This window comes from Metallosphaera tengchongensis, assembly GCF_013343295.1.
GTDB lineage: Archaea > Thermoproteota > Thermoprotei_A > Sulfolobales > Sulfolobaceae > Metallosphaera > Metallosphaera tengchongensis.
This window is the reverse complement of record NZ_CP049074.1, coordinates 402,904-415,339: the sequence shown is the minus strand read 5'-3', so window position 1 is coordinate 415,339 and position 12,436 is coordinate 402,904. Positions and strand designations below refer to the sequence as shown.

Annotated in this window: 13 protein-coding genes; 3 read left to right on the top strand and 10 right to left on the bottom strand. The window is 43.9% G+C overall.

Annotation, left to right across the window (positions count from 1 at the left end; genetic code table 11):
- Positions 1 to 2: 2 nt before the first annotated feature.
- The 4 genes from GWK48_RS02155 to GWK48_RS02140 form a co-directional block, all read right to left on the bottom strand.
- Complete coding sequence (locus GWK48_RS02155; RefSeq protein WP_174629181.1) at positions 3 to 329, bottom strand: hypothetical protein; 327 nt, start codon at positions 327 to 329, stop codon at positions 3 to 5.
- A 263-nt stretch (positions 330 to 592) separates the two neighbouring features.
- Positions 593 to 1,315, bottom strand: coding sequence for a replication initiator protein WhiP (locus GWK48_RS02150; protein ID WP_174629179.1), 723 nt, complete (start codon positions 1,313 to 1,315; stop codon positions 593 to 595).
- Positions 1,316 to 1,391: 76 nt separating this feature from the next.
- The gene (locus GWK48_RS02145; RefSeq protein ID WP_174629177.1) at positions 1,392 to 2,456 is read right to left on the bottom strand and encodes an ATP-NAD kinase family protein; all 1,065 of its coding nucleotides are present in this window, start codon (positions 2,454 to 2,456) and stop codon (positions 1,392 to 1,394) included.
- A gap of 123 nt (positions 2,457 to 2,579) precedes the next feature.
- Positions 2,580 to 3,197: a DUF4443 domain-containing protein gene (locus GWK48_RS02140; RefSeq protein ID WP_174629175.1), complete on the bottom strand. Its 618-nt coding sequence runs from the start codon at positions 3,195 to 3,197 to the stop codon at positions 2,580 to 2,582.
- A gap of 32 nt (positions 3,198 to 3,229) precedes the next feature.
- Here GWK48_RS02140 and argF point away from each other — a divergent pair, with 32 nt between their 5' ends.
- A complete protein-coding gene (argF, locus tag GWK48_RS02135; RefSeq protein WP_174629173.1) occupies positions 3,230 to 4,153 on the top strand; it encodes an ornithine carbamoyltransferase in 924 nt (307 codons plus the stop codon).
- Here argF and GWK48_RS02130 read toward each other — a convergent pair.
- The 5 genes from GWK48_RS02130 to thrC are packed head-to-tail and all read right to left on the bottom strand — an operon-like array spanning position 4,150 to position 9,528.
- Positions 4,150 to 5,376, bottom strand: a complete 1,227-nt coding sequence (locus tag GWK48_RS02130; RefSeq protein WP_174629172.1) for an Nre family DNA repair protein — start codon at positions 5,374 to 5,376, stop codon at positions 4,150 to 4,152. The two genes, argF and GWK48_RS02130, sit on opposite strands and share 4 nt — an antisense overlap.
- Positions 5,330 to 5,992, bottom strand: coding sequence for a PHP domain-containing protein (locus GWK48_RS02125; protein ID WP_174629170.1), 663 nt, complete (start codon positions 5,990 to 5,992; stop codon positions 5,330 to 5,332). Before GWK48_RS02125 ends, GWK48_RS02130 begins: the two co-directional genes overlap by 47 nt.
- The gene (asd, locus tag GWK48_RS02120; RefSeq protein WP_174629168.1) at positions 5,989 to 7,035 is read right to left on the bottom strand and encodes an aspartate-semialdehyde dehydrogenase; all 1,047 of its coding nucleotides are present in this window, start codon (positions 7,033 to 7,035) and stop codon (positions 5,989 to 5,991) included. The genes GWK48_RS02125 and asd overlap by 4 nt, the downstream gene beginning before the upstream one ends.
- Positions 7,023 to 8,357, bottom strand: coding sequence for an aspartate kinase (locus GWK48_RS02115; RefSeq protein WP_174629165.1), 1,335 nt, complete (start codon positions 8,355 to 8,357; stop codon positions 7,023 to 7,025). Before GWK48_RS02115 ends, asd begins: the two co-directional genes overlap by 13 nt.
- Positions 8,344 to 9,528, bottom strand: coding sequence for a threonine synthase (gene thrC / locus GWK48_RS02110; RefSeq protein ID WP_174629163.1), 1,185 nt, complete (start codon positions 9,526 to 9,528; stop codon positions 8,344 to 8,346). Before thrC ends, GWK48_RS02115 begins: the two co-directional genes overlap by 14 nt.
- 374 nt (positions 9,529 to 9,902) lie before the next feature.
- Between thrC and GWK48_RS02105 the strand changes: the two genes are divergently transcribed.
- On the top strand, positions 9,903 to 11,351 hold the full coding sequence (locus tag GWK48_RS02105; protein ID WP_174629160.1) for a UbiD family decarboxylase: 1,449 nt from the start codon (positions 9,903 to 9,905) through the stop codon (positions 11,349 to 11,351).
- Here the strand turns inward: GWK48_RS02105 and GWK48_RS02100 are convergent.
- Positions 11,329 to 11,601: a hypothetical protein gene (locus GWK48_RS02100; RefSeq protein WP_174629158.1), complete on the bottom strand. Its 273-nt coding sequence runs from the start codon at positions 11,599 to 11,601 to the stop codon at positions 11,329 to 11,331. The two genes, GWK48_RS02105 and GWK48_RS02100, sit on opposite strands and share 23 nt — an antisense overlap.
- Positions 11,602 to 11,682: 81 nt before the next feature.
- Between GWK48_RS02100 and cdvB1/B2 the strand changes: the two genes are divergently transcribed.
- Positions 11,683 to 12,348 (top strand): cell division protein CdvB1/B2, encoded by a 666-nt coding sequence (gene cdvB1/B2, locus GWK48_RS02095; protein ID WP_174629156.1) that lies wholly within the window; start codon positions 11,683 to 11,685, stop codon positions 12,346 to 12,348.
- Positions 12,349 to 12,436 lie beyond the last annotated feature (88 nt).

Genomic DNA, 12,436 nt, shown 5'->3' with positions numbered 1-12,436 from the left:
TCTTACACAGATTGGGCTAAATCTAGGAAATCCAATGGAAGTATTTTCTTTTTAGATGTAAATTCTTTGTATTTATTGTCTAAGAAATCTAGAAATACAGGACAATTCTCATATTTTCCATCTCTATTACATTTACTTGAAAGTGAGAGGAAGCATTTGGAAGTTTTCTTATCGTAGTACGGGCATACCTTATAGTAAGTCTTGGCGCTCTTCATCATTTTGTCCATCCATATTTTTTTATGATCTTTCTTTTCAGCCTCCTTTTCGGCCTTTTCCAAAGCCTTATCGATCTCCTCCTCGGACATTTTTACTGATTTATTCGAAGACAACTAAAGCACCTCTTTTGTCTTAAGCTACTCTTCCACTGGACCAGTTATATAGATTACTACTACTCTTACGCTAATTTATTGTCTTAAGAGTCTTTACGAAAAATCCAATCTTTTGTATAATTATCTAATGGATCCAGACTGGGTCAACAAGAAAACTCGGATATAGTAGTTGTAAATAACAACTAACGCTGTTTTACAGGGTTAAGAAGAACTTGTAATGAATTCCTCTGAAAGGACACAGGACAGGCCTGCGAATACTACGATTAGCAGTTCTCAAGCTTTCTCTTGACAGATTGCGAAAAACCTATCCTGAAACCCAGTTTGGGGTCGTTATAAAGGTAGAGGACTCTCTTAGTCTGCAAACCTCTTAGAACTTTGAAGAGCCAGGTCGAATCGGCCTTATATTCCTCCTGAAGCTGGTCCAGATAGACGTAGGTTGAACCCCACTGTTTATATCTTTCTAGTAAGAAAAGGAGAATATCTTTCTCGTCATTGTCTAATTTCTCTGAAATATCAGATATACAAACACTTGGATCCGTTCTTTGTTGTTTATTGACATCCGATTTGGTTTTAGAGTCAATAAACGACAAAACTTCCTTAGGTTCACTTCTGTTACTTTGTGGCTTTTTGTTGTTTATTGACTCTTTAACCGGTTCGTTTATCATTTGCTTGGCTATCATTAGCATTTCCTTGAACCTCGAATTAGAGTAAGAGTCTATGATTGTGACCGCTAGATTTTCTCCATCAGGAGTAAGGTACCACCTCCCTCCCTCCTGGTACACAAGTCCCCTCTTTTTCCAATAGCTCAAGTAACTGCTAACGTACTTAGTTTCATATCCCAGATTGGAGGAAATTTCAGAAGTACGGAGAGGTCTAGCGTGAAGAAGGACAAGTATAGCATCCATTAACTTAGATCTAGGAGAGGACCTAGAGACCTCCTCGCTCAGTTCAGTTGCCCTATTGACGCTAGAGTCTCTATCAGACACTGTGAAACTAATATGCGTAAACTGGTTTTTAATGGATAACCAAACGTAATCCTGGGTAATATCACTGTTTTCCGATCTAAGTACTACACGTCTTCACGGCCATGGTCTCGTCGTAGCCTATTATGACTCTGTAGACTCCCTTGAACTTCTCGTCAAGGCTCGGATCGCCTGTGTCGAATCTTAAGCAATCGATTCTGTCCAGTTTCTCGCGAACTGAAAGGATGATAATGTCCTCCTTTTCTATCCTCCTCAGGATTTCAGGTCCTATTTCTTGATTTCCACGCCCAATAACGAACCCTTGGCCCCCTATCGGGGTGAGTACTATCTTTAGTTTTAACCCCCCAGTTAAAGCAACTAAATCAAGGTAGTTTGCATTTGCTTTGATTAACTTTTTTCCCAAGAAGACGTCTATGCCGAGAAAGTTGGGCTTAAGGCCAAGCCTCTCCTCTATCCTCTTTACAGTGGATCCTGGACCCATTATGTAAACAATTCCATCTTTCATCACCTTATCCAGGAAAAAGTCGGCTATACCATCCAATTCATCAGAATAACTATATTCCTGTTTAGATGGTGTCAACAAACGGTTAAAAGATATAGTTTTTGCTATATAATACAGTTTTACTACATACTTACCTCTCCTATACATTTCTTCATCAACGTCTAAAACCTCGGTAGCGACAACTTTAGCCCTCCCCAGAACGAAGTGGGAAAGGAGTGTGCCTGCAGCTTCTGGCGTGGAAGCGAAGACTCCACTATGCATTTTGACACCTGCAGGAACCCCTAAAATAGGGATCGTGGTACCAACTACCTGGGCAACGTCTCTAGCAGTCCCATCACCTCCCACAAAAGTTATGATATCCGCTCCCCTTTCAATCATCTCTTTAACTGAATTTACAGTATCTTCTCTAGTTGAGTCGTTTTTCCCAGAATTTAGTATGATCACTTTTTTATTCGATCCAGCAAAATAAACTTCGCCCATCTTTTCCCGGGGAGTTAAATACTCGACGTCAGGAGCCTTTGAAAGAAACCTGGAGACCCTAGCGGGAATTTCTGGGTTTTCCTCTCTAATATCATCACTCCCCTTATATCCGAGCCTACCTCCAGCTCCAGCGTAAGGATTAACCAGAAAACCTACCTTCATTCATGGTTCCTGAACCCACATTCTGAAAAGCTTTGCTCAAATCCTACAGGAGACCTGCTCCGTCTCGAAACGTGGAAACTTTAGTCTGCATGGGACTTTTTAATTTCCTTCAAAATGAAAAATTTAATTCCTTTGAAGTTTCTGTAAAAGAAATATTCCAACTTTATACGCAAGGTGTAAATCACTTGGCTTTATGTAAATAATTAAATCCCCAGAACTATACTGGGAAGAGAGATTGGATAGTTCCTCTAAGAGTGATTTTATTGCAAATTCCTCTGTTTTAGGGGGAATTTCTATATCTTCCTGAGTTTTAACAGTAATTAGAACAGCATCTGCGCCTATTTTTATAATATCATCTCTTAGTTGAATAATACCTACCTTTTCGATCAGTTCTCCACCATTTTTTAAGGCTATTTGTATGGACTCCCAACCTATGGAGCTTAAGGTTGCGCTGAAAATTGAAACCCTAGATCGCCACTCCTCCACCAGCCTCTTTCCCTTGAGGGTAAGTTCAGCTCCACCTACCCTGTCCACAGAGACCAGATTGGACTCCCTTAACCTCCTGAGCATAGTCTTCACTGACGCCTCGCTAAGAGTCAGCCTTTTCATGAGAGTAAGTCTTCCCATGGGAGGTTCATCATATATGAGATTCAAGGCCCAAAGTACGTAAGCCTCATCGTAGCTAGGTTTGTTGCCCTGCCTAGCTCTTGTTGTCTCCTCCAGGGCCGACAGTTCGCTCATAGCTTATAATATTCATCTTTTACTTTTAAACGATGCTAAAGGGTAGAAATCTCATTTGTCTTCTCGACTTCGATAGATGGGACTTACAGAGGCTTTTGGACGTTTCGTTCTCCATGAAGGAGAAAGTGTTAACCAATTTGGTCCCCAAGTCGTTGGATGGGAAGAGGATAGTCCTTCTTTTCGAAAAGCCCAGTACTAGAACCAGAATCAGCTCTGAGCTAGCTGTATCAATGTTGGGGGGTAGCCCAATAGTAATAGGAAAGAACGACATACAGATCTCGAGAGGAGAACCCATCGAGGATACCGCAAGGGTTTTGGGGAGGATGGTCCACGGTATAGGGGCTAGGGTTCTAAAGCATGAAACTCTCCTTAAGCTTTCCGAGTACTCAGGGAGACCGGTAGTGAACCTACTCAGCGATTTATCTCATCCACTTCAAGCTCTTACTGACTTTATGACAATAAAGGAAATATTTGGGACGTTAGAGAAACCTATCGCCTTCGTGGGAGATGGGGGAGATAATGTCCTGGTAAGTCTAATGGCATTTGTGGCTAAATTTGGTCTAGAACTCAAGGTAGCTTCACCAAAGGATATGAGACCTAGACCTGACATATGGAAAAGGATAGAGGAGGAGGCTGAAAGTAGTGGCGCAATCATCGAATTTTACGAAGATCCTTACGAGGCTGTGAGGGGAGCATCTGTGGTATATACCGACGTCTGGGTCAGTATGGGGCAGGAAGGCGAAGCTCAGAAAAGGAGAGAGGTCTTGTCAACCTACAGGGTGACTGAGGATCTGATGAGGTATACCTCTTCAGACTCCATTTTCATGCACTGTTTACCTGCAGTGAGAGGGGAGGAAGTAGAGCAGGGAGTAATTGACGGAAAGAAAAGCAGGGTCTGGGATCAAGCCGAGAATAGGCTTTACACTGCCATGTCGGCTTTCTCCTTGATATTTTAGGAGAAGAAAGAGTCTATTCTACTTTGGCCCAAAACCTGTTTAATCACCCTAACTTCCCTAAGGTTAACTCCTTGGACCTTCAATCTAGAATTTACTAGGTCAATTGCTCTTTGCAGGTTCTCTACCACGGCAATCTTATTCTGGAACGATCTTCTAACAGTTTCCCTAATGTGCCAATTACCTAGTGGCGCAAAATAATCCCTCGTGATCTCTCTCACTATTATTACTCCAGCTGATCTCCTGATGGAATTTAGGTATTCGAGGACTGAAGTCCTAGCTGCCATATATCCCCCGTCTATGGTCTCGTAGTTACCCCAATAGTCTTCCTTGAGGTCTGAAATTACTAACTCGTTAGCCCAAAGGGACATCTGGTGCCAAATCTCGACCCAGTAAGAGGCGTACGCTGAGGGAAACAGTATGACGTGAAAGTGGTTCCCAAGGTATCCTTGATAAAACACGGAGATCTCGTTCACTGGCTCCAGATCTCTAACCTTTTCGTAAAGGGACTTTCCTACAATAGAATCCACCGCGGTTATGGCCCATCTCGTTGGGACGAGCTTCCTGGTCTTTCGTTTGCCTAGGAATCCTAATGAGAGAGCGTCAATTATTCTGTAAACGTCATTCCCTTCCTCGTATAGAACGCGAACTCCTTCCTCCGCCTTTAAGTCATCGTTGAATAACTTCTCCAGAGTTCTGGGAGGCTTGGGGTCCTCCACAATCCTAATGTTTTCAGCTACGACCGAAGGACCTCTAGGCATTACAACTCCATCAAACCTCAGTTTGGTCTCCAGTTTCCCAGTTATTTTGCTCTCGGAAACTACAGGCTTCTCCGAAACTATAGCTAGGGACAACTCCTTCTCGTAGAGCTTCCATACGTCAGTTATTCTAACCTCGGACAAATTGGAGACCAGAGAAGATCTGTAATTTATTATATCGTAAATGTTGGCCTTTCCCCACCAATTTGCAGGGTCGTTATATATCCTCGTCTCTTCCCCCGTAACTCCGGGCACTACGTTGAAATTTAGGGAAACCTTTGGGTAACCTCTTTCCCCGACTATGGCGCTTGGGGGCGTTGAACCTTCGATTATTCCCTTCTCCAAAGATATTTTTGACGTGGTGTTTACGATGGATCTGAACCTTTGAGTGATAGGACAAGAGGGGAGACCGCAGAGGAACTTAGTTCCCTTGCATCTCACGCACAACTCCGCCGGTATCTTTCTCAAGTCTCAGTTTCCTCTCTATATACCATTTAGCAATATTTAATTTAGCAGTTACCGTCAAGCCCCTTGGAACCGGTTTAATCTCCCTTTTACGCAGCTTCTCCAGGATAGCCTCAACGTTGAACTCCTGGAGGTCTATCTCGTTGTACGCTGATCCTAGAGCTTCCTTGACGTGAGAGTCGCTATTAGCAAGGCCAGGTAAATTTAACCTTTCAGCAGCTCTCCTCGCAAGTTCATTGGCCTTTCTAGGAGCTTTGGAATTGAAGACCTCTAATGCAGTAAATTTATACTCGTACACATGATTTCCTATTCCTTTCCTAAAAAGGTCGAAAGGATGGGAAGGAAATGAAATGCAGTTGTTATCGTTGGCGTAGTCAACTAATGACGCTATTTCCTTTGGAGGGTTTGGGAGAAAGTCGCAAAGAACTACGACATGTCCAAACTGAGTTGTAACCTCTTGGCCAGGCACTACCATTCCCTCGACTCTGGAAATTCCTTTGGAGGTATCGTGGTCCGTAAGTGCTAGGTATATTCCCATTTTCTGGGCAAATTTCACTAGAAAGAGAGGATCGTACTTTCCGTCGCTAAAAAAGGAGTGGACATGAAGGTCTATCTTCATACGTAACCTAACTCTCTCATGACCTCTAGGGTCAGGATTGTGATCCCAGCTGCACCCCTCACTAGGTTGTCACCCAGCACTACCATTCTTATCGCATTACCTTCGTTCTTTACTCTCCCAACGCTAATACTCATCCCGTTCTCGCTTCTTACGTCAATCTCGGGTTGAGGCCTATCTTCTCCCTCTAAGATCCTGATGGGAGTCTTTGGAGCAGTGGGTAAATTCTTCTCCTGGGGTAGAGATCTAAACCTTGAGAGCTCATTCTTAACTTCCTCTGCGTTCACTTGAGAGTCGAAGAACAAGTACATTACGCCCATATGTCCTACTTTTACCGGAACTCTAGTGCTAGTAACCATGGCCTTAAGCTCTACATGGTCTATCCTGTCCCCGTTTAGTCTTCCAAGCATTTTTCCTGACTCTTTTGGGATCTTGTCCTCCTCTCCCTTAATGTAGGGTATTACGTTATTAGTAATGGACATGAAAGACAGTCCGTTGTATCCTGCTCCGCTAACTGCCTGCAGTGTAGTAATTATCAGGTTGTTAAGCTTATACTTCAGGAGCGGTTTTATTGGCATGCTCATTATTGCGGCGGTGCAGTTGGGGTTCTTAACCATTAGTCCTTTCCAGCCCCTCTTCTGCCTTTGAGTATCCAATAGCTTTAGGTGTTCCCAATTTACCTCAGGGTTTATTAGAGGAACTTCTGGATCCATCCTGAAAGGACTGGCATTGGAGACCACAGTTATTCCTTCCCTTACTAACTTCAGCTCTATTCCCTCAGCAAGCTCATTGGGTAAAGCAGAGAGAACAACGTCTACGTCCTTATGATCTTCAGGTTCAGTGGAGACTACTCGGAGGTCAGTGGCGTGCTGAGGTATCTCTCCGCCCTCAACCCACTTGACTGCCTCACTGTACTTCTTTCCAATCTTCCCAGGGGAAGCACTTACCTTGGTGAGCTCAATGAAAGGGTGGTTGGAGAGAAGCCTAACCATTTTCTGCCCAACCATTCCAGTAGCGCCCAGGAGGGAGACTCTTAGTTTGTCCATCTTATGACCACCTCATGTAAGTCCTTTGCAAGATTAAAACCTTCATCCCTTTTAACTATGAAGGTTGCGCTGACGTTACTGAGCCCTCTTGAAACGGAGGTGATATCAAAGGAAGAGGCCTCCCTCAGGATTTCCTTGAATAGCTCCTTTTTTCTCAGACCGCATCCTACCACGCTTACGGCGCTGGCGTCCTGAACGTTCACCGTATTTACGTCCTTTAGTTCCTCTAAACGGGAAGTTAAGGTGTTGGAACTTCTAGCGTCCACCAAAAGATGAATAGTAGTCTCAGATGCGGGTTGGGATAGGGACACGATGTTCACCCCAGCTTCTCTAGCTTTCTCCATAACTCTTGCAGCGGAGCCAATTTTGCCTACTATCTTTGTGCTTTCCACTGAGATGAGTTTGAGGTCCTCAAGGATCGCTATCCCCTTTAACTTATCCGAGGAGTCACAAGTTCCCTCAACGAGGGTGTAACCTTCGTCGTATAGACCCTCTATATAGACCTTGAGGTCATTATTGAACATGGGCTCGAAAGTTCTAGGATGAAGTCTTTTTGCACCCATTTGAGCGAGCTCCATCGCCTCCTCCAGCGAGAGACGGGTTATGGTCTTAGCCCCTGGAAACTTCCTCGGATCGGCAGTCATAATTCCTGGAACCTCAGTTATTAGCCTCACTTCAGAAAGGCCCAGAAGTTTCCCCAGCAACGTCGCTGTGTAGTCGCTACCTCCCCTTCCCACGGTTGTGTACCTATCCATAACTGTCTTCCCTATGAATCCAGGAGAGACAACTATCTTGGAATCAATCTCTAGAAGCTTTCGGGCCTCATTAATGGAGAGGTCCTCTATTACGTTAGCCTCTCCAAAGGAGTCGTCAGTTACTAGAACTGGTTCAGGGTAGGCTTGGGCGTTCATCCTTTTGCTCTTCAGAACCGATGCGAGAGTAACGCTAGCCATTCTCTCTCCGAAGGAGAGGATATAGTCCCTCACCCTTGTGGAGGTCTCGTCTAAAACCTTGATTGACCACGCTATTCTAAATAGCTCATCCGCTAGTTTGGAAAGTGACTTGAAAGCGTTTTCGAACTCCGGTCCCTCAACCAGCTTTGACAGGAGCTTTACATGTCTGTCATAAATTTCGGTTATCAGATCCACAGCCTTATCGCGGTTCTCAGTAGCTTCAATTAAACTGTTGGTCACACCTTTTAAAGCGGAGGTTACAACAATCACTTTATCAGTCTTGCTGGAGTACTTTTCTATCCTTTCTGCTATTAATTCATAATCTTTCTCATCTTTTTGAATAGATCCTCCAATTTTAAGAATTGGCATTAAGATCACCTAGAATAATTTTTTCCAAATAATCTGGATTAGTGGTTATCCTCCTTGATCCAGATCTGACCATGGAGTCTGGATCCTTTAGGGCATGCCCAGTGAGAATTAGAACTGCTTTATCCGAATTGCTTAGAATCCCTTCCTTTAAGGCTTTCCTATGACCAGCGAAGGACGCCACAGACGCTGGCTCGGCACCAACGCCTTCGATTCTAGCCAGATCTCTTTGAGCATCTACTATCTCACTATCACTGACGTATATGGCAGTTCCTTGGGACTCCCTTATAGCCCTTAAGGCTTTCTTCCAGTTAACTGGTTTACCTATCCTTATGGCAGTGGCAATAGTTTCAGGGTTTTCAGTGAATTCAGGGGTATTTAGGTTTTGGGCGATGGCTCTAGCTATAGGGGACGCCCCCTCTGCCTGAACCCCTATCATCCTGGGAACCTTATCTATTAGCCCGGCGTTTCTCAATTCAGTAAACCCTTTCCATATAGCGTATATGTTTCCTGCATTCCCAACTGGGACGACCACAGCGTCTGGAACCCCTATCTCTTCTGTTATCTCGTAGGCTATGGTTTTCTGTCCCTCTAGACGCCATGGATTGAAGGAGTTTAGGGGGTAAACGATTCCCATTTCCCTATAAAGTTTCATTACAGCCTTCATTCCCACATCAAAACTTCCTTCCACCTCTAGAATTGTGGCTCCGTATAGGATAGACTGTGCTAATTTACCTACCGCAACTTTATCTTTTGGCAGAACCAGGTAGATTTTCAATCCAGCCCTCGCAGAATACGCAGCTGCTGAGGCCGCTGTGTTTCCTGTGGAAGCGGCAACTACTATTTTATAGCCTTCATTGACAGCAGAGCTTATGGCTACGGTCATTCCTCTATCCTTAAAGCTCCCTGTAGGGTTAGCTCCCTCAAATTTATAGTAGACGTTCTCGTTGGTTTTTGACCTAATTAGCGGAGTTCCCCCTTCATTGATGCTCACTACCGTTTTGTAGTTTCCCGCAATGGCCTCGGAGTATCTCCATACCCCTCTTCCTCTTAACCTTGAAAACGAAAATGTGGAGGGTAACTTCACGGAAATTTCCAGAATTCCCCCACATCTAGGGCAAGTAATGGTCTTTTGATCCAATTCGGTTTCAAACCCGCAATCGATACAACGCATAACCCCTTCTAGCTTGTTTCCAACGGTATGTCACCAGCCTTCATGATCCATGTATGTAAAAATTTAAACTTTACCTTCTTTAAGAGGTTTTGATTATTAAGGGAGTTTGTGTCAAGATCGAGCTTCTATGCCGATGGATGGGGTACTGTGACGTAGAGTTTGGTAATTTGATGGATTTGACGGTAAGGATCTAGACGGTGTACCGAGAGCAAGCTCCTGACGCGTGTTGGGAGTCAAAATTCCTTAAGCAACTTGTTAAGCAGGATTAAACCAACTTCTCAATACCACCCAACGTTTAACGCGGCGTAATAAAGCTCTTGAATAAAAGGTAATAATAGTGCCCATATGGGCTTTTATTGTAAGGCTGAATAAAAATGGCTTTCAAGGATCTCAGGCATTACCTAGATTTTATGCGATCGAAAAACAAGTTGGTTGAGATAAGCGAAGAAGTTGACCCCATCTTAGAAATACCAGAACTGGGTCGTCAAGCCACTTACTCCCACGTTCCACCTCTCCTCTTCACTAACGTTAAAGGATTTCAGGGTTGGAGAGTACTAACCAACGTTTACTATTCCATGGAGGGGGTCTACGAACTTTTTGGTACTAGAAACTTAGAGCAGATAGCCGAGGGATTCCTTTCCCAGTTTGGAGAGATGCCGGTGACCATCATGGATAAGGTGAAGTCGCTTCCATCTCTCCTAAAGATGGGGAAGTATATGCCAAGTTCAAAGAGACCCTTGTTCAGTGAGGACGACTCGGTTAACTTGGGGAACATCCCTGCGACCAAGACCTGGCCCCACGACGCAGGAAGGTATATGACTTTCTCCATTGTCATTACTAGGGATCCTGAGAAAAACGTTAACAATCTGAGCATTTATAGAGTACAAATTTTGAATGAGCGAGAAGCTTTAGTCCACTGGCAAGCCTTTAAGAGGGGGTCAATGGCAGCATCCAACTACAGGGACAAAGGAATAACTAGAGTTCCCATAGCCATTGTGAACGGAGTGGATCCCATTATCACATTTACGGCAGCCTCTCCTGTCCCTCCAGGGTTGGACAAGTACCTTTTTGCGGGGATTCTTAGGGGAGAAGGAGTGGATGTAGTAGAGCTGAGTAACGGTATTTTAGTTCCAGCCCACGCGGAGTCAGTTTTAGAGGGTTACGTCGATTTAGAAGATAACAGGCTTGAGGGTCCCTTCGGTGATCACTTGGGATACTACACACCTAAGGACTACTACCCAGTATTTAAACTTGAGAGGGCTTACATAAGGGAGAATCCAATATACCATGTGACGTCAGTAGGGAAACCTCCCCTTGAAGACGCGTGGATTGGAAAGGGAGTAGAACGCGTTTTCCTTCCCTTCCTGAAAATGGTGATCCCTGACCTCGTTGATATGAACCTTCCTGAATATGGACTATTTACCAGCGTGGGCATCTTCTCCATAAAGAAAAGGTATCCGGGGCAGGCAAGGAGAGCCATGATGTCCATTTGGGGAACCGGGCAACTGGGCTTCCTCAAATTGATAATCCTGGTTGACGCCAACGTTGATGTTCACGACATCAACCAAGTAATTTACGCCATAGCTAGCACCGTAGATCCTCAAAGGGATGTTATGATAGTCAATAATGCGTTAAACGACAGTCTCGACCACACCGTTTTAAATCCTCCGTTGGGTAGCAAAATGGGTATAGACGCTACAAGAAAATTCAAGGAAGAGCTTGGAAGGGAGTGGCCTGAGGAAGTGGCTAGCGACCCTGAGGTTGTCAAGAGAGTCTCAAAAATATGGGATAATATAAAGTCTAAATATTCAAGTCCTCCCTAAGCGTTTGTTCTCCTTCCTTGTAAATTACTGAGATTCCAACAACATCAAGACCTTTTGTAGGAATTTCGAATTTAGTTATTCCCTTTTCGACCATTAATGAATCAGATATTACTCTCCTAGTCCTCTCCTCAGAAGGAGAGGTTGAACTAACGCTATACTTTACTATGATTTCCCTAACTTGGATAGGCTTCCCATCTATAGTTTCCAATATAATCTTTTCTCCGTCTATCTTTGCCTTGAACTTTACCATATAATTATAGAGAACTTATCGCATATTATTAACGCTTTATCTTAAAAGCATAACTATCTCAATTAGTTGTTTAGATACTACATGACTAGCAAAGTAGAAGAGTTCGTTAAGAACTGGAACGGTAGACAGGAACCCGGTATAGGCGAGAAATTTAAGAGCGCATTTAAGCAGAAGCAACCACTTAGGTACAAGCTAGTCACCTCGAATTACAGGCTGAAAACCACCATAAATAGGTTGGAAGTCTACATCTCCAAGATGCAGGAAAGGGATAGAGTTCTATTTGAAAGAATAGTAACTGCCCAGATGTCGAAGGACAACGCAAGGGCTGCCATGTATGCAAACGAGATAGCTGAGATAAGGAAGATGACCAAGCAGCTCATTGGAGTACAGATAGCCTTAGAGCAGGTTCAGCTCAGGCTTGAAACTGTGACTGAGGTGGCTGACGTATTCAACAGTTTGATCCCTGTTATAGGCGTAGTCAGAGAGTTGAGGAACGCTATCAAGGGCGTTATGCCAGAGATAAGCATGGAGCTTACGGAGGTGGAAGAGGGGTTACAGGAGGTTGTAATTGAGGCTGGTGACTTCACTGGAGGAGGACTGGAGCAGGCAGCATCGAGTCCAGAGGCAAGGAAGATATTACAGGAGGCTAGCATGATAGCTGAGCAGAGAATGAAGGAGAACTTCCCAGACTTACCTTCCTTCGTGAGTACTGCTCAGAAAGCTGAAAATGGTAACGGATCGAAATAATCATTTTTAATTTAAATTCTTTTTGTACTAGTACTTTTTTGGAGGTTTTAATGTTCTAAGTAGATTTTTAAGTTTTGATTCGAAATAG

What these genes read in the sequence shown, in the direction of transcription:
- GWK48_RS02145 (WP_174629177.1), bottom strand. Translation starts at nt 2,456, where the DNA reads ATGAAGGTAGGTTTTCTGGTTAATCCTTACGCTGGAGCTGGAGGTAGG.
- GWK48_RS02140 (WP_174629175.1), bottom strand. Translation starts at nt 3,197, where the DNA reads ATGAGCGAACTGTCGGCCCTGGAGGAGACAACAAGAGCTAGGCAGGGC.
- argF (WP_174629173.1), top strand. Translation starts at nt 3,230, where the DNA reads ATGCTAAAGGGTAGAAATCTCATTTGTCTTCTCGACTTCGATAGATGG.
- GWK48_RS02125 (WP_174629170.1), bottom strand. Translation starts at nt 5,992, where the DNA reads ATGAAGATAGACCTTCATGTCCACTCCTTTTTTAGCGACGGAAAGTAC.
- asd (WP_174629168.1), bottom strand. Translation starts at nt 7,035, where the DNA reads ATGGACAAACTAAGAGTCTCCCTCCTGGGCGCTACTGGAATGGTTGGG.
- GWK48_RS02115 (WP_174629165.1), bottom strand. Translation starts at nt 8,357, where the DNA reads ATGCCAATTCTTAAAATTGGAGGATCTATTCAAAAAGATGAGAAAGAT.
- thrC (WP_174629163.1), bottom strand. Translation starts at nt 9,528, where the DNA reads ATGCGTTGTATCGATTGCGGGTTTGAAACCGAATTGGATCAAAAGACC.
- GWK48_RS02105 (WP_174629160.1), top strand. Translation starts at nt 9,903, where the DNA reads ATGGCTTTCAAGGATCTCAGGCATTACCTAGATTTTATGCGATCGAAA.
- GWK48_RS02100 (WP_174629158.1), bottom strand. Translation starts at nt 11,601, where the DNA reads ATGGTAAAGTTCAAGGCAAAGATAGACGGAGAAAAGATTATATTGGAA.
- cdvB1/B2 (WP_174629156.1), top strand. Translation starts at nt 11,683, where the DNA reads ATGACTAGCAAAGTAGAAGAGTTCGTTAAGAACTGGAACGGTAGACAG.